This is a genomic window from Pseudomonas azerbaijanorientalis (genome assembly GCF_019139795.1).
Lineage (GTDB): Bacteria > Pseudomonadota > Gammaproteobacteria > Pseudomonadales > Pseudomonadaceae > Aquipseudomonas > Aquipseudomonas laurylsulfatiphila.
The window spans coordinates 4376721-4403661 of sequence record NZ_CP077078.1; the positions used below are offsets into that span (position 1 = coordinate 4376721).

Annotated in this window: 23 protein-coding genes; 10 read left to right on the forward strand and 13 right to left on the reverse strand. The window is 61.0% G+C overall.

Annotated features, from left to right (window positions below):
* Nucleotides 1–95: 95 nt before the first annotated feature.
* From KSS91_RS19425 to KSS91_RS19435, 3 genes are all read right to left on the reverse strand, one after another.
* Nucleotides 96–647, reverse strand: a complete 552-nt coding sequence (locus KSS91_RS19425) for a DUF4174 domain-containing protein (RefSeq protein WP_217835817.1) — start codon at nucleotides 645–647, stop codon at nucleotides 96–98.
* 247 nt (nucleotides 648–894) lie between these two features.
* Complete coding sequence (locus KSS91_RS19430) at nucleotides 895–1680, reverse strand: sulfite exporter TauE/SafE family protein (RefSeq protein ID WP_015094228.1); 786 nt, start codon at nucleotides 1678–1680, stop codon at nucleotides 895–897.
* A gap of 217 nt (nucleotides 1681–1897) precedes the next feature.
* Complete coding sequence (locus tag KSS91_RS19435; RefSeq protein WP_217835818.1) at nucleotides 1898–2647, reverse strand: hypothetical protein; 750 nt, start codon at nucleotides 2645–2647, stop codon at nucleotides 1898–1900.
* A gap of 275 nt (nucleotides 2648–2922) precedes the next feature.
* On the opposite strand from KSS91_RS19435, the gene KSS91_RS19440 reads away from it, so the two are divergent.
* Nucleotides 2923–3744 (forward strand): aldo/keto reductase, encoded by an 822-nt coding sequence (locus tag KSS91_RS19440; RefSeq protein ID WP_217835819.1) that lies wholly within the window; start codon nucleotides 2923–2925, stop codon nucleotides 3742–3744.
* Between the two features lie 29 nt (nucleotides 3745–3773).
* The gene (locus KSS91_RS19445) at nucleotides 3774–4244 is read left to right on the forward strand and encodes a DUF1810 domain-containing protein (RefSeq protein ID WP_116581565.1); all 471 of its coding nucleotides are present in this window, start codon (nucleotides 3774–3776) and stop codon (nucleotides 4242–4244) included.
* Here the strand turns inward: KSS91_RS19445 and KSS91_RS19450 are convergent.
* Nucleotides 4209–6569: a DNA polymerase II gene (locus KSS91_RS19450; RefSeq protein WP_217835820.1), complete on the reverse strand. Its 2361-nt coding sequence runs from the start codon at nucleotides 6567–6569 to the stop codon at nucleotides 4209–4211. The two genes, KSS91_RS19445 and KSS91_RS19450, sit on opposite strands and share 36 nt — an antisense overlap.
* Nucleotides 6570–6901: 332 nt before the next feature.
* On the opposite strand from KSS91_RS19450, the gene KSS91_RS19455 reads away from it, so the two are divergent.
* Nucleotides 6902–7342 (forward strand): CBS domain-containing protein, encoded by a 441-nt coding sequence (locus KSS91_RS19455; protein WP_015094223.1) that lies wholly within the window; start codon nucleotides 6902–6904, stop codon nucleotides 7340–7342.
* Nucleotides 7343–7469: 127 nt separating this feature from the next.
* Here KSS91_RS19455 and KSS91_RS19460 read toward each other — a convergent pair whose 3' ends face one another.
* Entirely contained in the window at nucleotides 7470–8093 is a 624-nt protein-coding gene (locus KSS91_RS19460; RefSeq protein ID WP_217835821.1) for a glutathione S-transferase, read from the reverse strand.
* 260 nt (nucleotides 8094–8353) lie between these two features.
* On the opposite strand from KSS91_RS19460, the gene KSS91_RS19465 reads away from it, so the two are divergent.
* Complete coding sequence (locus KSS91_RS19465) at nucleotides 8354–8833, forward strand: phage infection protein (RefSeq protein WP_217835822.1); 480 nt, start codon at nucleotides 8354–8356, stop codon at nucleotides 8831–8833.
* A gap of 466 nt (nucleotides 8834–9299) precedes the next feature.
* Here KSS91_RS19465 and KSS91_RS19470 read toward each other — a convergent pair whose 3' ends face one another.
* Nucleotides 9300–10358: an IS110 family RNA-guided transposase gene (locus KSS91_RS19470; protein WP_217838401.1), complete on the reverse strand. Its 1059-nt coding sequence runs from the start codon at nucleotides 10356–10358 to the stop codon at nucleotides 9300–9302.
* Between the two features lie 281 nt (nucleotides 10359–10639).
* The gene (locus tag KSS91_RS19475) at nucleotides 10640–11734 is read right to left on the reverse strand and encodes a DUF1615 domain-containing protein (protein WP_217835823.1); all 1095 of its coding nucleotides are present in this window, start codon (nucleotides 11732–11734) and stop codon (nucleotides 10640–10642) included.
* A 281-nt stretch (nucleotides 11735–12015) separates the two neighbouring features.
* On the opposite strand from KSS91_RS19475, the gene KSS91_RS19480 reads away from it, so the two are divergent.
* Both KSS91_RS19480 and KSS91_RS19485 read left to right on the forward strand, forming a co-directional pair.
* The gene (locus tag KSS91_RS19480) at nucleotides 12016–14226 is read left to right on the forward strand and encodes a TonB-dependent receptor (protein ID WP_217835824.1); all 2211 of its coding nucleotides are present in this window, start codon (nucleotides 12016–12018) and stop codon (nucleotides 14224–14226) included.
* A gap of 168 nt (nucleotides 14227–14394) precedes the next feature.
* Nucleotides 14395–15930 carry an FAD-dependent oxidoreductase gene (locus tag KSS91_RS19485; RefSeq protein ID WP_217835825.1) on the forward strand — a complete coding sequence of 512 codons (1536 nt, stop codon included), beginning with the start codon at nucleotides 14395–14397 and terminating at the stop codon, nucleotides 15928–15930.
* Nucleotides 15931–16049: 119 nt separating this feature from the next.
* Here KSS91_RS19485 and KSS91_RS19490 read toward each other — a convergent pair whose 3' ends face one another.
* The gene (locus KSS91_RS19490) at nucleotides 16050–16760 is read right to left on the reverse strand and encodes a glutathione S-transferase family protein (RefSeq protein WP_217835826.1); all 711 of its coding nucleotides are present in this window, start codon (nucleotides 16758–16760) and stop codon (nucleotides 16050–16052) included.
* Between the two features lie 368 nt (nucleotides 16761–17128).
* Between KSS91_RS19490 and KSS91_RS19495 the strand changes: the two genes are divergently transcribed.
* Complete coding sequence (locus tag KSS91_RS19495) at nucleotides 17129–17800, forward strand: histidine phosphatase family protein (protein ID WP_217835827.1); 672 nt, start codon at nucleotides 17129–17131, stop codon at nucleotides 17798–17800.
* Nucleotides 17801–17937: 137 nt separating this feature from the next.
* Here the strand turns inward: KSS91_RS19495 and mnmH are convergent, their stop codons facing one another.
* On the reverse strand, nucleotides 17938–19041 hold the full coding sequence (mnmH, locus tag KSS91_RS19500) for a tRNA 2-selenouridine(34) synthase MnmH (protein WP_217835828.1): 1104 nt from the start codon (nucleotides 19039–19041) through the stop codon (nucleotides 17938–17940).
* The gene (gene selD, locus KSS91_RS19505) at nucleotides 19041–20075 is read right to left on the reverse strand and encodes a selenide, water dikinase SelD (RefSeq protein WP_217835829.1); all 1035 of its coding nucleotides are present in this window, start codon (nucleotides 20073–20075) and stop codon (nucleotides 19041–19043) included. The genes mnmH and selD overlap by 1 nt, the downstream gene beginning before the upstream one ends.
* A gap of 189 nt (nucleotides 20076–20264) precedes the next feature.
* On the opposite strand from selD, the gene KSS91_RS19510 reads away from it, so the two are divergent.
* Complete coding sequence (locus KSS91_RS19510; protein WP_007971981.1) at nucleotides 20265–20492, forward strand: DUF6555 family protein; 228 nt, start codon at nucleotides 20265–20267, stop codon at nucleotides 20490–20492.
* Between the two features lie 33 nt (nucleotides 20493–20525).
* The gene (locus KSS91_RS19515; protein ID WP_015094212.1) at nucleotides 20526–20804 is read left to right on the forward strand and encodes a hypothetical protein; all 279 of its coding nucleotides are present in this window, start codon (nucleotides 20526–20528) and stop codon (nucleotides 20802–20804) included.
* A gap of 32 nt (nucleotides 20805–20836) precedes the next feature.
* Here KSS91_RS19515 and KSS91_RS19520 read toward each other — a convergent pair whose 3' ends face one another.
* The 3 genes from KSS91_RS19520 to KSS91_RS19530 all read right to left on the reverse strand — a co-directional run bounded on the left by KSS91_RS19520 (nucleotide 20837) and on the right by KSS91_RS19530 (nucleotide 24313).
* On the reverse strand, nucleotides 20837–21001 hold the full coding sequence (locus KSS91_RS19520) for a metallothionein (RefSeq protein ID WP_015094211.1): 165 nt from the start codon (nucleotides 20999–21001) through the stop codon (nucleotides 20837–20839).
* Nucleotides 21002–21114: 113 nt separating this feature from the next.
* Nucleotides 21115–22797, reverse strand: a complete 1683-nt coding sequence (gene ctpM / locus KSS91_RS28920; protein WP_217835830.1) for a methyl-accepting chemotaxis protein CtpM — start codon at nucleotides 22795–22797, stop codon at nucleotides 21115–21117.
* Nucleotides 22798–22996: 199 nt separating this feature from the next.
* Nucleotides 22997–24313: a Na+/H+ antiporter family protein gene (locus KSS91_RS19530; protein ID WP_126050273.1), complete on the reverse strand. Its 1317-nt coding sequence runs from the start codon at nucleotides 24311–24313 to the stop codon at nucleotides 22997–22999.
* A gap of 325 nt (nucleotides 24314–24638) precedes the next feature.
* Here KSS91_RS19530 and KSS91_RS28925 point away from each other — a divergent pair, with 325 nt between their 5' ends.
* A complete protein-coding gene (locus KSS91_RS28925) occupies nucleotides 24639–26786 on the forward strand; it encodes a methyl-accepting chemotaxis protein (RefSeq protein ID WP_217835831.1) in 2148 nt (715 codons plus the stop codon).
* Nucleotides 26787–26941 lie beyond the last annotated feature (155 nt).

A 26941-nucleotide genomic window follows, 5' to 3' on the forward strand; every position in this document is an offset into this window, starting at 1 on the left:
ATGGCGTCGTAACAGTCAATATAAATGTTGAATGTCAGGTCCCCATCGCGAGCAAGCTCGCTCCCACAGGTTAATTGCTTACCACCAAGGTCGGATCAATCATCCGGCATTTCCGGCGGCTTGGCGGGCTTGGCCGGTTTGCTGTTTTTCCCGGGCTTGGCACCTTTGGCCGCCGGCTCGGCTTCAGCGACGGGAGCCGCCACTGTCGCGGTAAATTCTTTCTCGGCCGCCGGCAATTGATCGACTGCGCTGAAAATCTCTTCCAGCTTGATGGCGTCCGATTGTTCCAGTTTCTTTTCGCCGTCCTTGCCGACCAGAATCACCTTGGTCTTGGCGCCAGCACCCAGCTTGAGCGAGCGGATCAGCGCCGCCGTGTCCTGTGGCCCGATGTCTTTGCCCTCGCGCTGGCCCATCAGGTTGAGCACGGTGTAGAGCACCATGTTGCGGTCGGTGAAACCCTTGCGATTGGCCGGCTCATCCAGCGACTTTTTCAGGCTGACCCAGGTCGGATCCACGGTGCTTGGAGCGATGACAATCAGTGGCCGGGCCCTGCCCTTGTCCATGTCCAGTGGTGAGTCGCCATCGGCGGCGAACGAGGTGCCGGCAATCGCCAGCAAGATAGCCATGGTCAGTGACCTGATGAGCATGCGCATCTCCTTTTTGATATCCACGCTCTAATGATTGCGCATCGCGGCGATCGTTCCGGGTGACGTGCCGCAAATTTTTCGCCTTGTCCCAAGCTTAGGTCAGGGCGGTCATTGCGCAACAGCTCGGGGTCATCTCAGGACTTACAAAGTTCAAGGCAGATCAAGGATCAAGCGGGTCGCAAGGGGTGCCCGGACAGGCACCGACTGAGCATTGCACCCGCGAAGGAGGCTGGCGTAACGAATTGAATCAGAACGCCAGCTTGTAGCCGATCAGCAACAGCATGGTCGCCAGGCAAGGGCGCAGCAGCTCGTCGGAGATGCGCCCGGTCAGGTGGCTGCCCAGGTAAATCCCCGGCAACGAACCCACCAGCAAGTAACCCAGGACCTGCCAGTCCATGTTGCCCATGCTCGCATGGCCGAGGCCGGCGACCAGGGTCAGCGGCACGGCGTGGGCGATTTCAGTGCCTACCAGGCGACGGGTCGGCAGCATCGGATAGAGAATGAACAGGGCCACGGTGCCCAGTGCACCGGCGCCGATGGACGTCAGCGCGACCATGGTGCCGAGGACCAGGCCTGTGATGACTGTCAGGACATTGAGGCGCTTCCCGCTGGGGTTGTAGTGGCCGCCAGCACGTTTGTGGGCGAAATCCAGCAGACGTTTCTTGAACAGAATCGCCAGCGCCGTGGCGAACAACACAAAGCCGAGGGCCTGCTTGATGATCGCGTTCATCGCATCGGGGCTGGAGTGCAGGCTGCTCAGGAACCACAACGTCAGTGCCACCGCCGGCACGCTGCCAAGGGTCAGCCAACCGGTAATCGCCCAGTCGATGTTGTTGTTCTTTCGGTGAACCAGTACACCGCTGGACTTGGTGATCGCCGCGTAGAGCAAATCGGTACCGACCGCCGTTGCCGGATTGATGCCGAACCACAGCAGGATCGGGGTCATGAGCGACCCGCCACCGACGCCAGTCATGCCGACAATAAAGCCAACCACCAACCCGGCCACGACCAACCCGATGTTCACTAAATCCATTGATACGTCCACAAAGATCGCAGGGGAAATCCGGCCCGCAGCATAGCGATATTTCTTATAACCAGTTATATCGATGCGATCTATCTTTATTCCGGAACCATCATGCAACCCTGTGGGAGCGAGCTTGCTCGCGATAGCGGTGTATCAGTTGGCATCAATGGCGACTGACACTCAGTCATCGCGAGCAAGCTCGCTCCCACAGGGTTCCGTGTCGTGCTCATTGCACCGGCAGGAAATTCAGGAACAGCAGGCTCTGGGCATAATTCAGGCCGATGCGCCGGTAGCGTTCGTCGAGCATCTGGGTCAGCAAATCCAGCCGGGCGACGATCTTGCCGAACTCGACGGCAAAGCTCAGGTTGCTGCCCTCCTCCGAGATTTCGTTGGAAAACAGCAGGGGTTGGCCTTCCTTGTCTTGTCGCTGGCTGAGGATCCAGGTGGCAATCTCGATGTTGCGTGCGGCATTGCTGACGAATACCGGGTTGATCGTATCGGTCATGTAGAACTCGGTGCGATTGCCATGGGCGGTCACCAGCATGCTGCCGATGGCATAGATGAACGCTCCGACCCGATCGCCGAGAAATTCCGGGCTCATGGCAAAACGCAGGGCCGCCAGGTCCTTTTTGCCGCCCAGGGTCGGTAAGGGCTGCTGCTGTTCAATGGCTATGCGCACTTGCTTGCCGGCCGTACGGGCATCGAGGAAACCGGACTTTTTCAGCTCATCGGGGTTGCGCAGGTAGAGCTTGCCCATGAGCAGGTAAAGGCTGTCGAGGTTGTCGCGCATGGTCAGGGTGGCCATGCGGTCGACACTGGTCTGCAGGAACTCCTGGGGTTTGCCTTCGCGCATCTGGGTGATGATGTCGCCGCCCTGCTGCTGGCTGCAACCGGTGACGAAGAACATCGACAGACCTGCCAGCAGCAGGCAATGACGGCGGATTCTTGAGCTGTTCGCGGGTGAAACTCGAGCCATGGGTTCTTGAACTTGGACATGGGCCGACGGTGGGGATCGCCGCAGGCTGCCATGGATAGAGCCGGGCATTTCGAAAAAGTGCAGTATCGGGCGGCACCAATCGATCACCGGCAGGGGAATGTTCATAGAAAAAACGGATCAGAACATCATGAGAACGGTCCACACTCCCTGTAGGAGCTGCCGCAGGCTGCGATCTTTTGATCTTGAACAATTAAAATCAAAAGATCGCAGCCTGCGGCAGCTCCTACAACACCGTATACACACAGGAGGTTTGCATGCGCACGCTTCAATTGGCTGGCGCCCAGGTGCCCGTCATTGGCCAGGGCACCTGGCAGATGGGCGAGGACCGCTCTCGGCACAGGGAAGAAGTCGCGGCACTGCGCCTGGGCATCGAACTGGGCATGACCCTGATCGACACCGCTGAAATGTACGCCGAAGGCGGCGCCGAGGAAGTGGTCCGCGATGCCATCGCCGGACAGCGCGACAGCGTCTTTGTGGTCAGCAAGGTGTACCCGCACAACGCCAGCCGCCAGGGTATTCCCCAGGCATGCGAGCGCAGCCTGCGCAGGCTCGGCACCGATTACATTGATCTGTATCTGCTGCATTGGCGCGGCCAGTATCCGCTGGAGGAAACCGTCGACGCCTTCGAGCGCCTGCGCGAAGCCGGCAAGATCGGTCGCTGGGGCGTGTCCAATTTCGACCTCAACGACCTGCTGGAACTGGATGCCCCGGCCTGCGCCACCAATCAGGTGCTCTACAATCTGGAGCAACGCGGCATAGAATTTGATTTGTTACCCTGGAGCCAACAGCAGCGGCTGCCGGTCATGGCTTACTGCCCGATCGGCCAGGGTGGAGAAATGCTCGCCAATGCCACGCTCAAGCAGGTGGCCGCCCGGCACGGCGTCACACCGGCACAGGTGGCGCTGGCATGGATAATGCGCCAGGACGGCATGATCGCCATCCCCAAAGCGGTCCGGCCCGAGCATGTGCGACTCAATGCCCAAGCTGCCACGCTGCAACTTGAACCCGGGGATCTGGAGGCGCTGGACCACGCGTTTCATGCGCCACAACGCAAACAGCGGCTGGCCATGGTCTGAGCCAACGCAGTCTGTCTGAGAGCTTCGCCATGAGAAGCACCGACCACCTGGACCCGTTCAATCTGCAACGCTTTCTCCAGGCTCAGGACCCGGTATTCGACCGGGTTCAAGACGAGCTGAACAACGGACACAAGCGCAGTCACTGGATGTGGTTCATTTTTCCGCAGTTTGCCGGGCTCGGCGGCAGCGAGATGTCGCGCCGCTTTGCCATTCGTTCGCGGGAGGAGGCCCTGGCCTACCTCGAGCATCCGCTGCTCGGCGCCCGCCTGCGCACCTGCACCCAGGAAGTGTTGAACATCCGGGAGCGCTCGGTGGCCGGGATTTTCGGTCATCCCGACGACCTGAAATTTCATTCCTCGATGACCCTGTTCGCCCAGGTCGATGCCGCCGACAGCCTTTTCCAGCAAGCCTTGAACCAATACTTCCACGGCATCCTGGATGACTGGACCTTGTCGCTGATGGACTCAAAACAGGCCCAGCTGCCCCCCAATCAGGGTTGAGAAGTCGTCGTCGACAAACGGCAGTATCGCGTCCGCCACCGGTTGCAGTTGCCGGGTGATGTAGTGGTCGTAATCGATGGGCGCACTGCGCACTTCCAGCGGTTCGGGGCCGGCAACGGTGATCACGTAGCTGATCCAGCCGCCGTTCTGGTATTGCCGCGGGCGACCCTGGCTGTCGTTGTACTCATCGGCCAGACGCGCCGCACGCACGTGGGGCGGGACGTTACGCTGGTAATCATCGAGGGTGCGGCGCAGGCGTTTGCGATAAACCAGCCGGTCATCGAACTCGCCGGCCAGGGTCTTGCGCACGTAGTCACGCACGTAATCCTGATAGGGCTTGCGCAGGAAGATCCGCGAATACAGCTCTTGCTGGAATTGCCGGGCCAGCGGCGACCAGTCGGTGCGCACGGTTTCCAGGCCTTTGTAGACCATTTCGTCGCTGCCATCGGCGCGGGTCACCAGTCCGGCGTAGCGCTTTTTGCTGCCTTCTTCGGCACCGCGAATGGTCGGCATCAAAAAGCGCTTGTAGTGGGTTTCGAACTGCAACTCGAGAACGCTTTGCAGGCCGTATTCCTGCTGCACATGCTCGCGCCACCACTGATTGACGTGCGCCACCAGCGCCTGGCCGATTTGCGCCGCCTCCTGCTGGCCGTGGGCGCGACGCAGCCAGACGAACGTCGAATCGGTGTCGCCGTAGATCACCGCATGCCCCTGGGCCTCGATCAACTGGCGGGTGCGCAGCATGATCTCGTGCCCGCGCAAGGTGATGGACGACGCCAGGCGCGTATCGAAGAAGCGACAACCGCTGGAGCCGAGCACCCCATAGAACGCGTTCATGATGATTTTCAGCGCCTGGGACAGCGGTGCGTTGTGTTCACGCTTGGCGGTTTCCCGGCCTTCGGCGACCCGGGCGACGATGGAGGGCAGGCAATGCCGGGTGCGAGAAAAGCGTGCGCCGCGAAAGCCCGGCACCGACTCGCTATCGTCCGGGTGCCTGAGCCCTTCTATCAGCCCCACGGGGTCAATCAGGAAGGTGCGGATGATCGACGGATAGAGGCTCTTGTAGTCGAGCACCAGCACCGATTCGTACAGTCCCGGTTGCGAATCCATGACGAAACCGCCCGGGCTGGCTTCAGGTGGCTTGCCACCGAGATTCGGCGCGACGAAACCCTGGCGGTGCATCAGCGGCATGTACAGGTGGGTGAACGCCGCCACCGAACCGCCCATGCGATCGGCCGGTAGTCCCGTGACGCTGGCCCGCTCCAGCAGGAAGGTGAGTAACTCGGTCTTGGCGAAAATCCGCGTGACCAGTTCGCAATCCTTGAGGTTGTATTTGGCCAGCGCCGGTTTGTCCTCGGCGAACATGCGATTGATTTCGTCCATGCGCTGGTACGGGTTGTCGATGGACTTGCCCTCGCCGAGCAGGGTTTGCGCGACGTTCTCCAGGCTGAACGAGGGGAAACTCCAGGTCGCCGAACGCAGGGCCTCGATACCGTCGATGATCAGGCGGCCAGCGGCTGAAGCGAAGTAATGGTTGCCGCTGCCATGTTCGCGCCACTGCATTTCTTCGCCGCCACGCCCCAGTTTCAACGGCACCGCGAGGCGCCGGGCGTGTTCGTGAAGCACGCGCAAGTCGAACTGCACGACGTTCCAGCCGATGATCGCGTCAGGGTCGAACCGGGCAAACCAGTCGTTGAGTTTTTTCAGCAGCAGGGTCCGCGAATCGCAGTACTCGAGCTGGAAATCCACCAGGCTATCGTCACCATTGGGCGCGCCGAGCATGTACACCTGACGCTCGCCGCAGCCTTCCAGGGCAATGGAATACAGCTCGCCCTGGGCCGTGGTCTCGATGTCCAGGGACACCAGTTTGAGGCTCGGCCGGTAACCGGGATCGGGCTTCATCTGTGCGTCGAGCAGCAGACCCTCGGCATTCGGCGTGCCACTGAAGCGCACCGGCGCGGTGATGAAGCGTTCCATCATGTAGCGTTCCGGCGGGCGCACATCGGCTTCGAACACTTCGACGCCGGCCCTGCGCAACGCGGTTTCCAGGCGCATCAACTGGCCATGTTGCCGGCAGTAGAGTCCGAGGACCGGACGATGGTCGAAATCCTGCAGGCTCAGGGGCTTGAGCTCGACGTTCTTCTCGTCATGCAAGACGCTTTCGGCCTGCAGACGCTGCGCAGCAGGTATGAACGCCACCGAGGGCTGGCAAGGCAGGCGGATGCGCCGGGGACCGCTGTCGGTCGCCAGCCAGAACTCGACTTCCGTACCGGCCGGGGTGTCGCGCCAATGCCGGGTCAGGACGAAGCCCTGCTGTAGATCCACCACTGCAAACCTCAACGTTGATTCAGAGGGGGATTCTACCCGTCATCTGTCGCGATAGCCCGTTTGCCGCAGGCCTAACAGGCAGACACAGAACCTGTGGGAGCGGGCTTGCTCGCGAAGGGGCCAGCACATTCAACATCTTTGCTGGCTGACAGTCCGTTTTCGCGAGCAAGCCCGCTCCCACAGGTCAGCTGCTGGCCGGAAATGAGGGGGTTTACCGAAGAAAAATCGCCGAATGACGTTTTTTGCGTGTTATCTGCCGCTTTCGCCCTTGCCCTGAGCGCTTGCGTCTACGATTCTTCAAGGACAACGACAACACCCGAGTAACCACCATGAAAACCGTCGCCCAACTGCTCAAGCTCAAAGATCAGAAGAATCAGGAAGTGCACCAGATCAAACCCGATCACATGGTGCTCGAAGCGCTGATGAAGATGGCCGAGAAAAACGTCGGCGCCTTGCTGGTGGTGGAGAATGATGAAGTGCTGGGCATCATCAGCGAACGGGACTATGCGCGTAAACTGGTGCTGCACGGCCGTTCTTCGGTGGGCACGCCCGTGCGCGACATCATGGTGTCACCTGTGATTACCGTCGACACCCATCAAACCGTGGATACCTGCCTGGGCATCATGTCCGATAAACGCCTGCGTCACTTGCCAGTGGTCGAAGGCGGCAAATTGATCGGCCTGCTGTCGATCGGTGACCTGGTCAAGGAAGCGATTGCCGAACAGGCGGAGTTGATTCGCCAGCTTGAGCAGTACATTCGCGGGGAATAGTCGACACACCGAAGATCCCCTGTGGGAGCGGGCTTGCTCGCGAAAGCGGTGGGTCAGTCAACATTAATGCTGTCTGACACTACGCCTTCGCGAGCAAGCCCGCTCCCACATTTGGTTCTCTGTGTGCTCAAGCCGGCCAATGCCGGGCGAACACCGGTGCCAAAGCCGGGTGGCGGTCGATGCGTTCCAGCCAGGCGAAAAACCCGGGCCGCGTCGTGCGCAGATGTTCCCGACTGCCCGCCCATCGCGAGATCACCGCCGTCAGCACATCCAGGGCCCCCGGCTTCTCGCTGCCCAGATACAGCTCGCCCGAAAACTGGTCGGCAAACACCTCCCAACTCCAGTGCAGGCGCCGGCGGGTTCCCTCCATGAGGTTCTGCCTGGACGACTCATCCGCCCCGGCCAGCCAGCGTTCGGGGTAATCGATGATGCCGATGGCCACATAGCAATTGCTGACGATGTACGCCATGGCGCGAATGGCCTGGTCCCGCTCGGCCGGGTCCTGGGGCAACAACCGCGACGCGGGAAAGCTCAGCCCGAGGTGAATCAGGATCGCCACGCTCTCGGTCAGGACAGCGCCATCGGGGAGTTGCAGGGTCGGAATCTGTTTGAGCGGATTGAGTTTCTCCAGCGCATGGGCCGCCTCCGCGGATGCCTCGACATCGATGAAGCGATAGGGAACATCACAGAGTTCAAGGGCGGCTTCGATGGCCGCGGCCCCGGAGTTCTGATGGCCGTAGAGCTGGTACATAATCGTCTCCTTACACACCGCGATCTCTGCAGTGCCTCATCATCCGTCCCGGCAGAGGAACGCGCCAGCTTCCAGTGTAGAAGCCGCCACCTGCCACGCAGCGACCATCCGACGATCGCACCATCAAGCTCACAAGAGGTATGGCGCAGGACTTATCACTGCCATCGATGTTCACCATCACCTCAATGAAGTTCTCTTAAAAAATCCCCGGCGTAACATCTGCTCCATACCAACCCATAAGCACCCCGGAGCACACCATCATGAAACGCCAAACCCTCCTCAGCATCGCTTTCTCGGTTTTCGCAGTTAACGCTTTCGCCGCAACTTCTGCTCAACCTGTGGTCGCTGAAGGCGGCTCGGATCGTCTGATTGAAAGCCGTGTGGCTGAAGGTGGTTCCGATCGCTTGATCGAGAATCGTGTGGCCGAAGGTGGTTCGGATCGCCTGATCGAAAACCGCGTCGCCGAAGGTGGTTCCGATCGTCTGATCGAAAACCGCGTTGCCGAAGGTGGTTCCGATCGCCTGATCGAAAATCGTGTGGCTGAAGGTGGTTCCGATCGCCTGATCGAAAACCGCGTCGCCGAAGGTGGTTCGGATCGTCTGATCGAAAACCGCGTCGCTGAAGGTGGTTCCGATCGTCTGATCGAAAACCGCGTCGCTGAAGGCGGTTCGGATCGCCTGATCGAAAACCGCGTTGCCGAAGGCGGTTCGGATCGTCTGATCGAAAGCCGCGCGGTCTGAATGCAGGGCTTTACCGCAGGACTCGACGAAACCCGGCCTCACCCGCCGGGTTTTTTTATGCTTGGAGCTTTCACTGTTTTGGAGGTCGCTTCATTTCCAGCATGGGCATGGCCCCTGGTAGGAGCTGGCTTGCCAGCGATGATCGTTAACGATTACGCGTGCGAACTGGATGAACGCGGCGCGCTTGAGTCCATCGCCAGCAGGCTGGCTCCTATGTATGGACTCGCCCCCACTTTCAACCTGCTTCTAAACACTGCTGCCCGGTTGCATCTATGTATCAGGCCTGTTCGAGGAAGCCTTGAACGGCTTCTGGCCAACATTGGATAAGCGCGCGGTATGCCGATTACAGTGAGGCCTCAAGGGCCGGTAGGAGCCCAGGCATCAATCCGCGACGGTCTGACCTGGGGTCAATGTTTTTTAGCATGGGTTGGAGCGGCTTAACGCCCCGGTGGCAGAACGCTATTGATCAGTGACTCATCGCCACCTCGGGGCCATTTCCCGGCCGGCGATGATAAGTCTGATCGTTTTGTAGTAGTACCCAGAGAATGCGCAGGTTGCGGTTGGCCAATCGCACTGCCGCCTCCTTGCGCCCCAGGCGGGAGATCCAACGCTGTAGACGTTGGTCGTCCGGCTGCTGTGAGTCAGATCGTATCTGCCTTAAAACAGCATGGGCTCCTTGGATCGTCAGACTGCGCAAGTAGGCATCGCCATGTTTGCACATCTTGCCCAGTCGGATTTTATCGCCGCTGCTGTGCTGGTTGGGCACCAACCCGAAGTACGCGGCAAACTGCCGGGCGTTGGCGAAGCGTTCAGGCTCGGTCTGCTTGGCCAGCAGCGCCGTGGCGATGATTGGACCAACACCGCGCACAGTCATCAGCCGCCTCGCTATCTCACTCTCTTTCGCCGCCGTTTCCAGTCGGCCGGTCAGTACGTTGACGCGTTCACCCAGTTGACTCCATTCACCCAGCAGTTCGGCGATCAGCTCGCGCAGTAGATCGGGCAATGGCTGGGTAACATCTTCCAATATCCGAGGCACGAGCTGGCTGATCGCCATTTCGCCCTGCGCCAGAGCCACGCCATGTTCCAGCAGCAAACCGCGCATCTGATTGCCCACCGCCGTGCGTCGCCGTATATATCCCTGTCGAGCTCGGTGCAGTGCCTGCATCGCGAGCGCCGCCGGGCTCTTGACCGGAACGGCTGAAATCGTGCTATCGCGGCCTGCACGTAGGATAGCGAACGCATCGTTGTGATCATTTTTCGGGCCACAGCGATGTTTGGCAACAAGCTGGGCCGGCAGGATGCGGACCGGATTGCCCTGTATTTGCAGTAACCGCGCCCACGCCTGAGCGCCTGGCCCGGTTTCCACCAAGACCGTCACACTCTCGGGAAGCTTGTGCAGAAATACCTGGAAGGCCTCGCGGGACTTGATTCGATCCTCGAATTTTACCTGGCCGAGAGCATCCTCCCCGGCGACCTGAAAGACCTTTTTTGCAAGATCTACCGCAACGGTCGTGCACGCCGACACGTCGGCTGACAAAGACTGATTGAACATCGTATGCTTTTTCATGGCCTCGCCCTCGCTGTCGTTGGCTTCTATAAGAATGCCACCGCGGCGCACAGACGCCTCGGCTTGGGCGAGTCCATTTAATTACAGTTTCAGCGTGGGCACGTTCCCATGTGGGAGCTGGCTGGCCAGCGATGGTCGTTAACGATAACGCGTGTAACCTGGATAAACGCGGCGCACTTAAGTCCATCGCCAGCAGGCTGGCTCCTACAGTAGTTGCCCGGAACTGTGTGAAGAACCGATTACTTCCCTGCCCGCGCCATGCAGCGCTGGTAACGTTCATCGACCCGTTTGGCGAACCACGCGGTGGTCAGTTTGCGCGTGATTTTCGGGCTTTGCAGCACGATCCCCGGCAACACTTCACGGGGTAACGGCCGACCTTCGGCCCGTTCGGCCAGTTCGAAAACCCGTCGATAGAGCTTGCTGTCTTCGAACGCCAGGGTATTGCCCTCTTCCAGTTGCTCGCGGATCGTCGGATTGCGCATGTCCAGTTGCTTGCCGAGGGTACGCACGGCCAGTTCCGTGGTGCCGGGCATGATCGAACCGTAACGCACCAGGTCGCCATCCAGCGCCAACGGGATACCGGAAGCCCGGCTCACCGCGTTCTGAAACGCGGCATTACGGCTGGCGTACCAACCCGCGTTGAAGTCCGCAAAGCGGTACAGCGGCTGTGGGTAGCTCGCCGGATACCCCAGCAGGTGCGCGATGCCGAAATACATGCCGCCGCGCCGGGTGAACACTTCATGACGGATCGAGCCCTGCACCGGATACGGGTAGCCCTTGGCCTGCTGCTCGGCAAAATCGATGCTGACCTGCATCGGTCCGCCGGTATGCACCGGGTTGAAGCCACCGAACAGGGTTTTGCCCATCGGTACCATGCCAATGAAGTCGTCGAAAATGCCACTCAGCTCCTTTTCACTGCGCGCGGTATTCAGGCGGGCGCTGTAGCTTTTGCCGTTGGGCGAGTCGAGCTTCAACGCACCGCTCACCAGCAGGCCAGGAATGTGTGCCTTGGCGGCGCGACGGTCGATCTCGTCGCGGGCGATCTTGCCCAGGCCCGGTACGCTCGGATCGACCTGAAAGGTCGACTCCTGTTCGGTCACGGCCAAAACCGCGCACAGGTTTTGCGTGGTCGGCGAGATGTCTTGCGCGGTAAAGGCCACCTGGATATCCGTGGCCCACCCCTGGGGATCGGCGGCTTTGGCCGGCAGCAATCGCACAATCTCAGCCTTCACCTGGGCCGGACTACGCGCCGCCGGCTCCTGGGTCCGCTGGCTGCCGCAACCGGCCAGTATCAACAAAGCGGCGATGCTGAAGATCAATCGATTGGCTTGCATGTCGTTCCATCTAGTCCTTGGGTCCGGCTTAACCATACGAGCAATGGCAGGGCACCGGCTATAACCGTTGTCCACCACGTGCCTTTATTTGCCACTGAAACGGCCCTGATGCCCCGTTATCCGAAATCTGCATGTGCAGAAAATGCCTGTGTACCTTGCAGAAAACGCATTGCATAACGTTATTGAGAACAACTACCATTCGCGCCTGGAGTCGCATTTGCGCATGGAGTTCCCGCGCCGCCCCTTTTTCCAATCGGCCGCGCGCCGCCCAGGAACCCATCATGATCACTCCAGCACGACTCCGTGTGCCTTTTCACCCGACGCTACTGGCCCTGTTTTGCTCCTTGTCCCTGACGGCCCATGCCGCAACGCCCGAAACATCCGAGGCCCAGGGAAAACCGCTGGTGCTGGGCGACGTCAATGTCAACGCCCAGGCTCCGGCACCGTCCGACCTGCCCCCGGTTTACGCCGGAGGTCAGGTCGCCCGCGGCGGTCAACTGGGTATCCTGGGCAACCAGGACATCATGGACGTTCCGTTCACCATGACGTCCTACACCGAAGAGTTGATCCGCGACCAGCAGGCCGAAACCGTCGGCGATGTGCTGCTCAACGATGCCTCGGTGCGTCAGGCATCCGGTTTTTCCAACCAGGCCCAGACCTTCATGATTCGCGGCCTGCCCCTGAACGGCGATGATATTTCCTTTAACGGCCTGTACGGCATCCTGCCGCGGCAGATCATTTCCACTGATGCCTTGGAGCGTGTGGAAGTGTTCAAGGGGCCAAACGCCTTCATCAACGGTGTCACCCCGACCGGTTCCGGCATCGGTGGCGGCGTCAACCTGCAACCCAAGCGCGCCAGTGACGTGCCGCTGCGACGGTTCACCACGGACATCAGCGACGACGGGCGCATCGGCGAACACCTGGACATCGGTCAGCGCTTTGGCGAGGACAACCGCTTCGGTGCCCGCCTGAACCTGTCCCAACGTGAAGGCGACACCGCCATCGACGACGAGAACCAGCGCTCCAAACTGTTCGCCCTGGGCCTCGACTACCGCGGCGATGCGCTACGCCTGTCCGGCGATTTCGTCTATTCGAAGGAACGCATCAACGGCGGCCGCAGCTCGGTCAACCTTGGCGACGCCACGCACATCCCGGATGCGCCCTCCGCCGATACCAACTACGCGCAGAAGTGGGGTTTCAGCGAGATCGAGGACACCTTCGGCATGCTGCGCGCCGAATACGACCTGAACGACAGCTGGACCGCTTACATCGCCGGCGGCGCCAAGCATACCCGCGAAGTCGGCAACTACGACTCCACCACCCTGGTGGGCAACGATGGCAGCTCGGTGACCAGCGGCTCGTTCATTCCCCACGAAGAAGACAACACCAGTGCCATGGCCGGCCTCAATGGCCGTTTCGCCACGGGTCCGGTGACCCATAAACTCAACGTCGGCCTGGCCGGGATCTGGACCCAACAGCGCAACGCCTTCGATTTCGATCTGACCCAATATCCGAACAACATCTACCACCCGATTGATGTTCCGGCGCCAGCGGGCGGCTTCTCCGGCGGCGACCTGAGTGATCCGGGCATCACCGGCAAAACCTTCATGCGCAGCGCCGCCGTGTCCGACACCCTGGGCTTTATCGATGACCGCCTGCTGGTCACCCTGGGCGTACGCCGTCAACAGCTGGTCGTTCAAGGCTACGACTACAACACGCAAAACCGCACGTCCAACTACGACAAGTCGATCACCACGCCGGTGTACGGCATCGTGTTCAAGCCGTGGGACCACGTGTCGTTCTACGCCAACCGTATCGAGGGCCTGGCCCAGGGCCCGACGGCTCCGACGACCTCCGGCTCCAGGGTCGTGGTCAACGGCAATGAAGTGTTCGCACCGTCGCGTTCCAAACAGGTTGAAGCCGGGGTCAAAGTCGACATGGGCACTTATGGTGCGACCCTCGGTGTGTACCGCATCGAACAACCGGCTGACGGCTACACCCAAGCAATCGACGACACCACCGCCGTGTTCGTTCATGACGGTGAACAGGTCAACAAGGGCGTGGAGCTCAATGTCTTCGGCGAACCCATCGACGGCCTGCGCCTGCTCAGCGGCGTGACCGTGATGGACACCGAACTGAAGAACACCCAGGACGGCCTCAACGATGGCAATCGGGCCATCGGCGTGCCGAGCTTCCAGTTCAATGCCAGTGTCGATTGGGACGTGCCGGGCCTGCCGGGCGCAGCCCTGAACGGACGCATGTTGCGCACCGGCGGCCAATACGCCGACGCGGCGAACAACCTCAGCCTGCCGGCCTGGAACCGCTTCGATGCCGGCGCCCGCTACGCGTTCAAGGTCCAGGAAAAAGACGTGACCGTACGCCTGGGCGTGGAAAACGTCGCCAACAAGAGCTACTGGGAATCGGCCCAAGGGGGTTACCTGACCCAGGGCGAACCGCGCACGGCGAAGTTGTCGGGCACCATCGACTTCTGATTGGGGGCAGCCCTGTACCTGTAGGAGCGAGCTTGCTCGCGATGGACGTTAACAATAACGCGGACTTTCTGGATTAACGCGGCGCTCTTTCGTTCATCGCGAGCGGGCTCGCTCCTACAGGGGGCCGAGTCGTCCATACTTGTTCTACCCAGCGAGGAGGATGAGCTCATGCACAGAAGCGATGTGTTGATCATCGGCGCCGGCCCGACCGGGCTGGTCCTGGCGTTGTGGCTGAGCAAGCTGGGCGTGCGCGTGCGGATTGTCGACAAGGCCTCGGCCCCTGGCACCACGTCCCGGGCGCTGGCTGTCCAGGCGCGGACGCTGGAACTGTATCGACAACTCGGGCTTGCCGACGCGGTTGTGCAATACGGCCATCGGGTGGCGGCCGCCAACTTCTGGGTCAAGGGCGAACCCGTGGCGCACCTGCCACTGACCCAGGTCGGCGAGGGACTGACACCCTACGCGTTCCTGGAAAATTTCCCGCAGGACGAGCACGAACGGCTGCTGATCGAACGCCTGGAAGCCTTCGGCATCTCGGTCGAACGCAACACCGAACTGGCAAGCTTCGAGCAAACCGCAGACGGCATCACCGCCACGCTGCATCTGCCCGACGGCCAGCAGGAAATCTGTCAGGCCTGTTTCCTGGCCGGGTGCGACGGCGCCCGGTCGATTGTGCGCAAGACCCTGGATACCGGGTTTCCCGGCGGCACCTACCAGCAGATTTTCTACGTCGCCGACGTACAGGGCAGCGGCCCGACATTCAACGGTGAACTGCACGTGGACCTCGACGAGGCGGACTTCCTTGCCGTGTTCCCACTGGCGGGCAGTGGCCGCGCGCGCCTGATCGGCACCGTACGCGACGAACGCGCCGACCACGCCGAGACCCTGTGCTTCGAAGACGTCAGCAGCCGGGCCATCGAGCACATGAAGGTGCAGATCGAGCAACTGAACTGGTTCTCGACCTACCGTGTGCATCACCGGGTGGCGGATCACTTTCGCAATGGCCGGGCGTTTCTGCTCGGCGATGCGGCCCACGTGCACAGCCCGGCGGGTGGCCAGGGCATGAACACCGGGATCGGCGACGCCATCAACCTGGCCTGGAAACTGGCGGCCGTGCTGAGCGGCGCTGCCGAGGCCAGATTGCTCGACACCTATGAAACCGAGCGCATCGCCTTCGCGCGCAAACTGGTGGCGACCACTGACCGGGTCTTCACGTTCGTCACCGCCGACGGGCCGATGGCCGATTTGCTGCGGACGCGTCTGGCGCCGTTCCTGATCCCGAAAATAACCTCGTTCGAAACCTCCCGCCAATTCCTGTTTCGCACGGTGTCGCAGATCACCCTGAATTATCGGGGCATGCCTTTGAGCACAGGCGTTGCCGGGCACGTGCATGGCGGTGATCGCCTGCCCTGGGCCCATGACGGTGAGGGGGACAACTTGGAATCGCTCAAATGCATGACCTGGCAGGTGCATGTCTATGGCGACACCAGCGACGAGATGATCGCCTGGTGCCACGAGCACCATCTGCCGCTGCATGTGTTCGACTGGCGACCGGCGTTCGAAGCGGCGGGCCTGGGGCGCAACGGCTTTTATCTGTTGCGGCCCGATACCTATGTAGCGATTGCCGAGACGTGCGCGGACCCGAAAGTGATCGAACGGTATTTCCGCGACCACGGGATCCGCTCGTTTTTTGGCACGCCCTGAGAACACCACATCCCCCTGTGGGAGCGGGCTTGCTCGCGAAGGCGTCGGCACTGTCAACATCCATGTGACAGGAATACCGCTTTCGCGAGCAAGCCCGCTCCCACAGGTTATGCGGTGTATCAGCTTACGACCGGGCTTGGAATCTGCAACCCGCGCACCACCGCCGGCCGTGCCAGGAAGCGCTCCAGCACCCGTGTGACGTTCGGGAAGTTCTGAATGCCCACCAGATCGCCGGCTTCATAGAACCCAATCAGGTTGCGCACCCACGGGAAGGTGGCGATGTCGGCGATGGTGTAGCGCTCGCCCATGATCCAGTCGCGCCCTTGGAGCCTGCCGTCGAGCACCTTGAGCAGGCGTTTGCTCTCCTCGACGTAGCGATCACGGGGACGCTTGTCTTCGTAGTCCTTGCCGGCGAATTTGTTGAAGAACCCGAGCTGGCCGAACATCGGGCCAATGCCGCCCATCTGGAACATCAGCCATTGAATCGTTTCGTAGCGCGCGGCCGACTCCTGGGCCAGCAGTTGCCCGCTCTTGTCGGCCAGGTAGATCAGAATCGCTCCCGACTCGAACAGCGCCAGCGGCTTGTCGTCCGGACCGTGGGGGTCGAGGATCGCCGGGATTTTGTTGTTGGGGTTCAACGACAGGAATTCCGGGGACATCTGGTCATTGGTGTCAAAGCCTACCCGGTGAGGCTCATACGGCAGGCCGATCTCTTCGAGCATGATCGAGACCTTGACGCCGTTGGGGGTCGGCAAGGAGTACAGCTGAATCCACTCCGGGTATTGGGCAGGCCATTTGCGGGTGATGGGGAAGGCGGACAAATCGGTCATGGGCAGGATCCACGAAGACATTGAGAGTGGCGATCATAATGGAGATATCGGCTCAGCGACCCCTTGGAACCATCAATCTCGCTGATAGAGGAGATCAAAAGAGATCACGACGGTTTGAACACCATCAGGTGTAGGCTGTCCATAAATCCGCAACATCCTGTCGATAACCTTCACTGCAATCCGCTGAAGGTTACCGGTACATTGCTGCGCTCTTGGCCGGAATCGAACCAAATGGGATCAGGGGACTCTGAGCACCACCCCTTTGAAAACGGACCGGCTTCAACGACATGGAAAACACCCGACGCTGGAAAGTCGCGGTGTAAAGGTTTGTCAGCCTTAACCGAATTGCGCTGAAGAACCTTTTATTCATGAATCTGTTCAATATTGCCAAACGTTTTAAACATCGCGCCTACCTGCTGTTACCCGCATTGCTGGTAGTCAGCGCGGTGTTCCTGTTGCTGGAATCCGGCCTGAGTCGCGCCCAACCGATGGATGGCACCCAGACGCTGGTCTTCCTGCGCCACGGAGAAAAACCCGACGGCGGCCTCGGCCAGCTCAATTGCCAGGGGCTGAACCGCGCCATCGACCTGTCCACGTTGCTGCCGGAAAAGTTCGGCAAGGCCGACTACGTGTTTGCGGCGAATCCGACCCGTAACGTCGAGGAAGGCGAGTTCGACAATTCCTACAGCTACATCCGTCCCCTGATGACCATCAGCCCCAGCGCCATCAAGCTGGGCCTGCCGGTGAACATCAATTTCTCCGCCAATGACACCAGCGACCTGGCCAATGAACTGCTTCACGACAAGTATCACAACTCGGTCATCTACACCGCCTGGTCGCACGGCTACCTGCCGGAACTGATCAACAAGGTGGCTGGCGACGCCACCGGCAAGAAAACGACCATCACCGATGACTGGGAATCCAGCGACTACGACTCGCTGTATGTGCTCACCCTGACCTGGCACAACGGCAAGGCCAAGTTGCAGAGCCATGTGTACAAGCAAGGCCTGGATAACGGCGCCGAAACTTGCCCGACCTGAGGCATGCGTTGTCTGAGCTGGCCTCTTCGCGAGCAAGCCCGCTCCCACATTGGATTTTCAGTGTGATCACAAAGGCATGAGCACCACTGAACCCTGTGGGAGCGAGCTTGCTCGCGATGGGGCCAGTAAAACCGACATCACTTTCGTTGATTCACCCGCTCGCGCAAATACTCGAGAACCGCCCCCCGCTCCCCGGCAAACTCGATCCGCGCACCTTTCTTCTCCCGCTGGAACGCGTACATCGGATCGTAATACTCGCTCAGCAACCCTTCGATCCAGCCCCGGTGCAGGTCCACCGCGCCACTGCGGGCCTGCTCCGCCAGCGCCTCTTCCATCAAATCCAGCATGCGCCGATGACGTTCGCCGCCCAGGCGTTTCTGCACATTGTTCAGGCTCGCCAGCAACCGTTCGGAAAACAGTGCGAAGCCATCATCGCCATGCACGTCGATGAATTCGGCGCACAGATCCACCACGTAATCACGCAGGATCCGCTCGACCCGACCTTCCAGGCTGTCTTCCAGCCAGACCATCGGGAACTGCTGCATGCCCTGGTACAGCGGCAACGGCAACGCGCAACTGCCCACCGCACGACTTTCGTCTTCCAGTACGAACTGCTCGATACCCCGGGCGCGTTTTTTCAGCACATCCACGGCCAGGAGGTTTTCGAAGTCGATATTCGAAGGCTGGCCGGTGGCGCGCTTGCCGAAACTGGAGCCGCGGTGGTTGGCATGACCTTCAAGGTCCACGCTGTTGCCCAGTTGCGTTAGCACCTCGGTTTTGCCGGTACCGGTCATCCCGCCCAGCAGGACGAAATCGCACTGGGCAACCGCTTGATCGAGGGTGTCCAGCAGGAAGGTACGCATGGCCTTGTAGCCGCCGCCCACCCGTGGGTAGTCGATGCCGGCTTCATCCTTGAGCCATTGCTGGACAATCTGCGAGCGCAGGCCGCCGCGAAAGCAATACAGCAGGCCATCCGGATGTGCCCGGGCAAAGTCGGCCCAGGCCTGGATGCGTTCAGCCTTGACCGCACCCGATACCAGTTGATGCCCGAGCACGATGGCCGCCTGCTGGCCGTGCTGCTTGTAGCACGTGCCGACCCGCTGGCGTTCATGGTCATTCATCAACGGCAGGTTGATCACACCGGGAAACGAACCCTTGTTGAATTCAACCGGCGCGCGCGCATCCATCATGGGCCGGTCGTTGAGGAAGATGTCGCGGTAATCGGTGCAGTCGACGAACATCAAAACACCTCGACCGCGTTGCCCTGTCGCTCGACCAGTTCACCGATCGACTCCAGGCTCAGGCCCAGTTCGGCGGCCACGGCAAGAAACTGCTCGTTGCCTTGCGGCGTTACGGCAATCAGCAGGCCGCCGCTGGTCTGCGGGTCGCAGAGCACACGTTTGTGCAGTTCCTGAAGGCGTCCGAGCTTGCTGGCGTAACTGTCGAAATTGCGCAACGTACCGCCCGGTACGCAACCCTGTTCGAGGTAATACTCGACCCCTGGCAGACGCGGTACACGGTCATATTCAATGCGCGCCGTGAGCTGGCTGCCGTCGGCCATTTCCACCAGATGCCCGAGCAGGCCGAAACCGGTGACGTCGGTCATCGCGGTCACGCCATCGAGCTTGCCGAAACGGCTGCCGGGCTTGTTCAGGGTGCACATCCAGTCCCGGGCCAGGCCGATGTCGGCATGGCGCAACTTGCCCTTTTTCTCGGCCGTCGTAAGGATGCCGATGCCCAGGGGCTTGGTGAGATAGAGCAGGCAACCGGCGGTGGCGGTGTCGTTGCGCTTCATGTGGCGCTTTTCCACCAGACCGGTGACGGCCAGGCCAAAGATCGGCTCGGGTGCGTCGATGGAGTGTCCGCCTGCCAGCGGGATGCCCGCTGCATCGCACACCGAACGGCCACCGCGAATCACTTCCCGGGCGATTTCCGGCGCCAGCACGTTCACCGGCCAGCCCAGGATCGCAATCGCCATCAAGGGATCGCCGCCCATGGCGTAGATGTCGCTGATGGCATTGGTGGCGGCAATTCGGCCGAAATCGAAGGGATCGTCGACGATCGGCATGAAAAAGTCGGTGGTCGAGACCACACCGCGTTCTTCATCGATGGCATACACCGCCGCGTCGTCACGCGAGGCGTTGCCGACCCAGAGTTTCGGGTCGAGATTCTGCGCCCCGCTGCCGGCCAGGATCACTTCCAGCACCTGGGGGGAAATTTTGCAACCGCATCCGGCGCCGTGACTGTATTGGGTCAGGCGAATCGGCTCGCTCATAGGGTTACCTCTTGGAGTCTAGGTAACCAATCCTACAGCAAACGCGCCTTTTTCTTTGTAGGAGATACGCTGGTGGATACGGGCCACTGTGGGTTATGGCAACAGGATCACCCGGCATCCGACAATCCGAGTGAATTTTCCTGATGGCACGCGATCCTTTTATGTACAACAGGGAGGAACCGGGGCTTTATGAACAGTGCAAAATTATTCGTCATCGAGTACACACTCCATGGCACTCCGAAATCATTCATTATCCGACTGGAAAAAATGGATAACGCAGAAGCCTGGCATTGGGCGAGCTGTGACGCGGGGGTGGGGCGAATTCCCCGGTTTGGACGCGAGAAGGTGCAAAAGACCAGCAAGCCGATGGCTGAGAAATTCGGCGTGGAAAACGTCAAGTGGCGGCCGGCGAACTAATCACTGGCAACCGTCAGGTTCGGGGGAAGCGATATGAGTGCGACATCCGTCTACAGCCCTGCGCAGCTGGACTATGGCCTGGACACGCAGTCCGGTCGCATCACCAAAAGCGCCGAGTGCCCGATCGGACTGGAAGCGGTCGAAAACGACCCGTTTTGCTTCGCCGTACGCGTCCCCGCGCCACTGCCGGAAGATCTGGAGCAAGCCAGGACCCTGGTGCTGTGGGTCGAAGGGCGGCGCTTGCAGGGCACCGTTCGCCACAGCGAACGCCTGGAGGACGACAGCCTCAGGCTGGAAGTGGAGCCGGACTAGGCTCCACTTTTTACAGCTTGTCGTGAATGCCGTCAGCCATGGGAGCACTTGCAGCCTTTATGAGCGCACTCCTCGCCGTGCTCATGGTGTTTGGCGCAGGCTTCACAGCAGTAGTGCTTGCCGTGACGGGCAATCGGATGTTCACCGAGTTTGCAGGAACATTTCGGACAATCGCAGATACTTTCACGGTCAATCATGGGTCTGACTCCTCTTGTGTGGTCGCCAGTGCTCAGATGCACACCGTAAGTGTAGGAGCTGCCGCAGGCTGCGATCTTCTGTGGCGAGGGAGTCCTCGCCACAAAAGCTTTAATCAGATACGGAACTGCCCGACCAGGCTGCCCAGGCGCTGACCGAGCTCGGCCAGGCTGCGCGAAGTCTGCGCTCCGAGCTGGGTTTCGTCGGCGACGTTGTCCACCGCCACGGCAATCTGATGCACGCTGCGGTTGATCTCTTCGGCCACGGCGGTCTGTTCTTCAGCTGCGCTGGCGATCTGCGCGTTCATCGAATTGATGGTCGCGATCAACTGGGCCATGGTGTCCAGCGAAGCCCCCGCCTCGTTGGCCTGGGCCGAAGTACCGTCGCCCGCCTCGCTGGAGCGACGCATCGCCTCCACCGCCGACTGGGTGCCGGCCTGCAGGCGGTCGATCATGCCCTGGATTTCCTGGGTGCTGATTTGCGTGCGGCTGGCCAGCGCCCGCACTTCATCGGCCACCACCGCAAAACCGCGCCCGGCCTCGCCGGCGCGGGCGGCTTCGATGGCCGCGTTGAGCGCCAGCAGGTTGGTCTGATCGGCAATCGAGCGGATCACCCCCAGCACGCTGACAATCGATGACACGTCTTTTTGCAGGCTGTCCAGAGACACGCCGCTGCTGCGGATGTCGTCCACCAGCGCATGGATCTTCTCGATGCTGCCGGCCACCACCCGCTTGGCCGCCTGGCCTTCTTCATCCGTCTGTTGGGCTGCCACCGCGGCGTTCTGCGCGCTCTTGGCCACTTCCTGGGCCGCCGCCGACATTTCATTGATTGCCGTGGCCACCTGATCGGTCTCATGACGCTGACGCTCCATGGCCTGATCCGAGCGATTGGCCTGGTCGGACACCTGATTCACCAGCCCGGTCAGTTGCGAGGTCATTTCGCTGATCTGACGCACCAGGCCATGGATCTTGTCGACGAAACGGTTGAACGAGCCGGCCAGTTCGCCGAGTTCGTCCTGGCTGGTGATGGTCAGGCGGCGGGTCAGATCGCCCTCGCCCGCCGCGATGTCGTCGAGGTTGGCTTTCATCAAGTGCAACGGACGCAGAATGGTCTTGGCCAGCAACATCCCGGCAGCAGCGATCACCAGCAACACCACCGCCGCCACGCCGACGATGCTCAGCACCATGCCTTGCATGCGCTCCTGGACCTTGTCCTGGACCACCGCCACTTGTGCTTCGATGCCGTCGAGGTTGACTGAGGTGCCGACCGCCATGTCCCACTTGGGCAGGTATTCGGTGTAGCCGAGCTTGGGCACCAGCACCTGGGTGTTGCCGGGCAATGGCGAGCTGTATTGCAGATAGTGCGTACCGTCTTTGGCGACTTTCACCAGGTCGCGGTTGACGTAGACACCGTTCGGGTCGCGATTGTCCTTGAAGCTCTGGCCTACGCCTTCGGGGCTGTTGGCCTTGAACAGGCGCACGGTGTTGGAGTCGTAGCCGAAGAAGTAGCCGTCCTTGCCATAGGTGATGCTCGACAGCAGCTTGATCACCTGGGCCCGCGCCGCCTCGTCGCCGGGGGCAGCTGCGTCATACAGCGGTTTAATCGTGGTCATGGCCACGGCCACGTAGCTTTGCAGGGTCGCCTTGGCATCGCTGAGCAGGCGTTCGCGGGTCTGTTCGACTTCCTTACGGGCCTGTTTCTGAAGAATGAACAGCGTGGTCAGGCTGATGACCAGCGCAAACAGCAGTACCGGGAGGACGGCAAGGGACAGGACTTTGGCCTTGAGGCTCATGCGCATGACGTTCACTCTTTTGTTTTTGTTGGCGTGGTTAAAAGCTTTAACGGCATGCCAGGTCAAAAGTTGAACGCGGTCATCAGCTCCGCAGAAAATCCCTGTGGGAGCGAGCTTGCTCGCGATGACGGCGGCACATTCAGCATCAAGTTGTCTGACAGACCGCTATCGCGAGCAAGCTCGCTCCCACAGGGTAAGTGGTGTTTTACAGCACCATCGCCGCCACCCAGCCAAACGCCAGCAGCGGCAGGTTGTAGTGCAGGAAGGTCGGGACCACGGTGTCCCAGATGTGATGGTGCTGGCCGTCGATGTTCAGGCCGGAGGTCGGGCCGAGGGTCGAGTCCGAGGCCGGCGAACCGGCATCGCCCAGGGCACCGGCCGTGCCGACGATGCACACGATCGCCAACGGGCTGAAGCCCAGTTGCACGCACAGCGGCACGAAGATCGCCGCCAGAATCGGCACGGTGGAGAAAGACGAGCCGATGCCCATGGTCACCAGCAACCCCACCAGCAACATCAGCAAGGCGCCAATGCCTTTGCTGTGATCGATGTACGACGCCGACGACTCGACCAGTGTCTGCACTTGACCGGTGGCCTTCATCACTTCGGCAAAGCCCGAGGCGGCGATCATGATGAAACCGATCATCGCCATCATTTTCATGCCTTCGGTGAACAGGTCATCGGTGTCACGCCATTTGACGATGCCCGACACCGAGAAAATCAGGAAGCCGACCAGTGCACCGATAATCATCGAGTCCAGCAGCAGCTGAATGATGAACGCCGCGGCGATGGCCACGCCGGCCACCATCAGGCTCAGCGGGTTGTATTGCACCGCCACTTGCTCGACTTGCTCGATTTTTGCCAGGTCATAGACCCGCTTCTTGCGGTAGCTGACAAACGCGATCAGCAGGCCCGCCACCATGCCCAGCGCCGGAATGCCCATGGCGTGGGTCACATTGACGCCGCTGATGTCCACACCGCTGCGGGCGACGTTGGCCAGCAGGATCTCATTGAGGAAGATATTGCCGAAGCCCACCGGCAGGAACATGTAGGGCGTGATCAGGCCGAAGGTCATGACACAGGCGATCAGTCGACGGTCCAGTTGCAGCTTGGTCAGCACATATAGAAGCGGCGGCACCAGCAACGGAATGAACGCGATATGGATCGGCAGGATGTTCTGCGAGGCGATGGCCACGACCCAGAGCAGGCCAATCAGCAACCATTTGACCTGGCCGCCGCCGCTGGCGTGCTGGCGATCGACCATCGCCAGCGCCTTGTCGGCCAGCGCATGGGCCATGCCGGATTTGGCAATGGCCACGGCAAAGGCACCGAGCAAGGCGTAGGACAACGCCACCGTCGCCCCGCCACCCAGGCCACTGTTGAAAGCCTTGAGCGTCGCCTCGATGCCCAGGCCTCCGGTCAGACCACCTACCAGCGCACCGACGATCAGGGCGATCACCACATGCACGCGGGACAGGCTGAGCACCAGCATGATGCCGACCGCGGCAATGACTGCATTCATTTCGTAACCTCGTGACAAACGGAAAGAGTCCGGCCGGCAGTCTGCGTGAGCCGCCAGCGGATAACAGGAATGGGTTTTATTAGAGGGCGCGCACTTTGCCGGACCGTTGCCGCCTTGTCAAAGCCCACACAACCCCCTGTAGGAGCTGCCGCAGGCTGCGATCTTTTGATCTTGGGCGTCTTTCGCTGATGTTGAAGAGCAAAAGATCGCAGCCTGCGGCAGCTCCTACAGGGGTGATTCGATATTTGGTGGACGGTTTAAAGAAAGCCGGATCGCGGCCGCTACAGTGCAAAGTCTCAGATATTTATCGAATAAGGACGCCTCCATGTCGCTCAGACAACCTTCCATTCAATGGAAAATCACCCTGCTGGCCGGGCTCTGCCTGGCGGGCATCGTGACCCTGCTGGTGGGTCTTTCGCTATACCGCATGGAGCACAGCTCCGAGCTGGTGAAAGCCTCGAGCATGGAGATGCTGACCGAATCGGCCCAGGCCCGGATCGAGTCCCAGGGCGAGAACCAGGCACTGGGGATTCGCCAGCAGTTCATGGACGCCTATCAGTACGGCCACGGTTTCTCCCGGCAGGTGCTGTTTTTGCGCGAGCAGGCCGAAAAGCGCTTCCTCGATGCCTTCGACCTGCGCGAAGACCTGACCCGCCAGGTCAAGTCGGCCCTGCAGGCCAATCCGGACCTGCTTGGCCTGTCCCTGGTGTTCGAACCCAACGGGCTGGACGGCAAGGACGACCTGTTCGCCGGCCAGGCCGAACTGGGCAGCAACGACAAGGGCCGTTTCGCCCTCTACTGGTCGCAGCCGACGCCGGGCAAGCTAACGTCCATGGCGCTGCCGGAAAAGGACATGGCCGACACCAGCACCGGCCCCAGCGGCGAAGCGGCCAACGCCTGGTTCACCTGCCCGCGCACCACGCTCAAGCCGTGCGTGATCGAACCCTACTTCTATGAGATCGACGGCCAGAACGTGCTGATGACCAGCATCGTTTTCCCGCTGATGGTCAACGGCAAGGTGATCGCCTCGCTGTCGGTGGACATCAACCTCAACAGCCTGCAAGCGGTCAGCCTGGAGGCCAGCAAGAAACTCTACGACGGCCAGACCAGTGTCAGCATCATCAGCCCGGCGGGCCTGCTCGCCGGCTACAGCCCGGACGCCAGCAAACTCAGCCAGCGCCTGGATGCCATCGACAAGGCCAGCGGTACCGAACTGCTGCGCATGCTGGCCGCCAGCAGCAAAACCGCCAGCCTGCACAGCCATCAGCAATTGAAAGTGATGGCCCCCTTCCAGCCGATTCCCGGCGGCAAGTCCTGGGGCGTACTGCTCGACGTGCCGGAGAAAGTCCTGGTCGGCCCCGCCGAAGCCCTGAAAAAGCAACTGGACGACAGCAACACCGCCGGCACACTGGTCGAACTCGGCCTGGGTGTGCTCGCCGCGCTGCTGGGCCTGGTGCTGGTGTGGCTGATGGCCCGCAGCGTGACCAGACCGATTCTCGGCGTGGCGCACATGCTCGAGGACATCGCCAGCGGCGAAGGTGACCTGACCCGTCGCCTGGCCTACGACAAGAAAGATGAACTGGGCCAGTTGGCCGGCTGGTTCAACCGCTTCCTCGACAAGCTGCAGCCGATCATTGCCGAAGTGAAACGCTCGGTGCAGGACGCCCGCAGCACCGCCGACCAGTCGTCCGCCATCGCCACCCAGACCAGCGCCGGCATGGAGCAGCAATATCGACAGGTGGATCAGGTTGCCACCGCCTCCCACGAGATGAGCGCCACCGCCCAGGACGTCGCCCGCAGTGCCGCGCAAGCGGCACACGCCGCCCGCGATGCCGATCAGGCAACCCGTCAGGGCCTGACCGTGATCGACCGCACCACCGCCAGCATCGACAACCTCGCCGCCGACATGAGCGCGGCCATGGTTCAGGTCGAAGGCCTGGCCGCCAATAGCGAGAAGATCGGCACGGTGCTGGAAGTGATCCGCGCGATTGCCGAGCAGACCAACCTGCTGGCCCTCAACGCGGCGATCGAAGCGGCTCGTGCCGGTGAGGCCGGGCGCGGTTTTGCCGTGGTCGCCGATGAAGTGCGCAACCTGGCGCGGCGTACCCAGGAGTCGGTGGAGGAAACCCGCCTGGTGATCGAACAACTGCAAAGCGGCACACAGGAAGTGGTGGGCTCAATGAACAACAGCCATCGCCAGGCCCAGGGCAGTGTCGAGCAGGTTGGCCAGGCCGTGACCGCGCTGCGCCAGATCGGCGACGCGGTGACCGTGATCAACGACATGAACATGCAGATCGCCAGCGCCGCCGAAGAGCAAAGCGCGGTGGCCGAGGAGATCAACAACAACGTGGCGACCATTCGCGACGTGACCGAGTCGCTGTCGGGCCAGGCCAATGAGTCGGCACGGGTCAGCCAGTCGCTCAACAGCCTGGCGAACCAGCAGCAGAGTCTGATGGACCAGTTCCGCGTTTAAGCCTTGCAAAATCCCCATGTGGGAGCGGGCTTGCTCGCGAAGGCGGTGTGTCATTCGAAATTTACGTCGACTGACACCGCCTTCGCGAGCAAGCCCGCTCCCACATTTGTTTTCCACATTTTTTCTGCGCGCTGCTCTATGAAATGGTGGCAAGT

Bases quoted from the DNA above. Each gene is read 5' to 3' on its own strand.
- selD (WP_217835829.1), bottom strand. From the start codon at position 20,075: ATGAGCGAGCCGATTCGCCTGACCCAATACAGTCACGGCGCCGGATGC.
- KSS91_RS19485 (WP_217835825.1), top strand. From the start codon at position 14,395: ATGCACAGAAGCGATGTGTTGATCATCGGCGCCGGCCCGACCGGGCTG.
- mnmH (WP_217835828.1), bottom strand. From the start codon at position 19,041: ATGTTCGTCGACTGCACCGATTACCGCGACATCTTCCTCAACGACCGG.
- KSS91_RS19475 (WP_217835823.1), bottom strand. From the start codon at position 11,734: ATGCAAGCCAATCGATTGATCTTCAGCATCGCCGCTTTGTTGATACTG.
- KSS91_RS19480 (WP_217835824.1), top strand. From the start codon at position 12,016: ATGATCACTCCAGCACGACTCCGTGTGCCTTTTCACCCGACGCTACTG.
- KSS91_RS19465 (WP_217835822.1), top strand. From the start codon at position 8,354: ATGAAACGCCAAACCCTCCTCAGCATCGCTTTCTCGGTTTTCGCAGTT.
- KSS91_RS19520 (WP_015094211.1), bottom strand. From the start codon at position 21,001: ATGATTGACCGTGAAAGTATCTGCGATTGTCCGAAATGTTCCTGCAAA.
- KSS91_RS19460 (WP_217835821.1), bottom strand. From the start codon at position 8,093: ATGTACCAGCTCTACGGCCATCAGAACTCCGGGGCCGCGGCCATCGAA.
- KSS91_RS19530 (WP_126050273.1), bottom strand. From the start codon at position 24,313: ATGAATGCAGTCATTGCCGCGGTCGGCATCATGCTGGTGCTCAGCCTG.
- KSS91_RS19515 (WP_015094212.1), top strand. From the start codon at position 20,526: ATGAGTGCGACATCCGTCTACAGCCCTGCGCAGCTGGACTATGGCCTG.
- KSS91_RS19455 (WP_015094223.1), top strand. From the start codon at position 6,902: ATGAAAACCGTCGCCCAACTGCTCAAGCTCAAAGATCAGAAGAATCAG.
- KSS91_RS19425 (WP_217835817.1), bottom strand. From the start codon at position 647: ATGCTCATCAGGTCACTGACCATGGCTATCTTGCTGGCGATTGCCGGC.
- KSS91_RS19435 (WP_217835818.1), bottom strand. From the start codon at position 2,647: ATGGCTCGAGTTTCACCCGCGAACAGCTCAAGAATCCGCCGTCATTGC.
- KSS91_RS19495 (WP_217835827.1), top strand. From the start codon at position 17,129: ATGAATCTGTTCAATATTGCCAAACGTTTTAAACATCGCGCCTACCTG.
- KSS91_RS19430 (WP_015094228.1), bottom strand. From the start codon at position 1,680: ATGGATTTAGTGAACATCGGGTTGGTCGTGGCCGGGTTGGTGGTTGGC.
- KSS91_RS19445 (WP_116581565.1), top strand. From the start codon at position 3,774: ATGAGAAGCACCGACCACCTGGACCCGTTCAATCTGCAACGCTTTCTC.
- KSS91_RS19490 (WP_217835826.1), bottom strand. From the start codon at position 16,760: ATGACCGATTTGTCCGCCTTCCCCATCACCCGCAAATGGCCTGCCCAA.
- KSS91_RS19440 (WP_217835819.1), top strand. From the start codon at position 2,923: ATGCGCACGCTTCAATTGGCTGGCGCCCAGGTGCCCGTCATTGGCCAG.
- KSS91_RS28925 (WP_217835831.1), top strand. From the start codon at position 24,639: ATGTCGCTCAGACAACCTTCCATTCAATGGAAAATCACCCTGCTGGCC.
- KSS91_RS19510 (WP_007971981.1), top strand. From the start codon at position 20,265: ATGAACAGTGCAAAATTATTCGTCATCGAGTACACACTCCATGGCACT.
- ctpM (WP_217835830.1), bottom strand. From the start codon at position 22,797: ATGCGCATGAGCCTCAAGGCCAAAGTCCTGTCCCTTGCCGTCCTCCCG.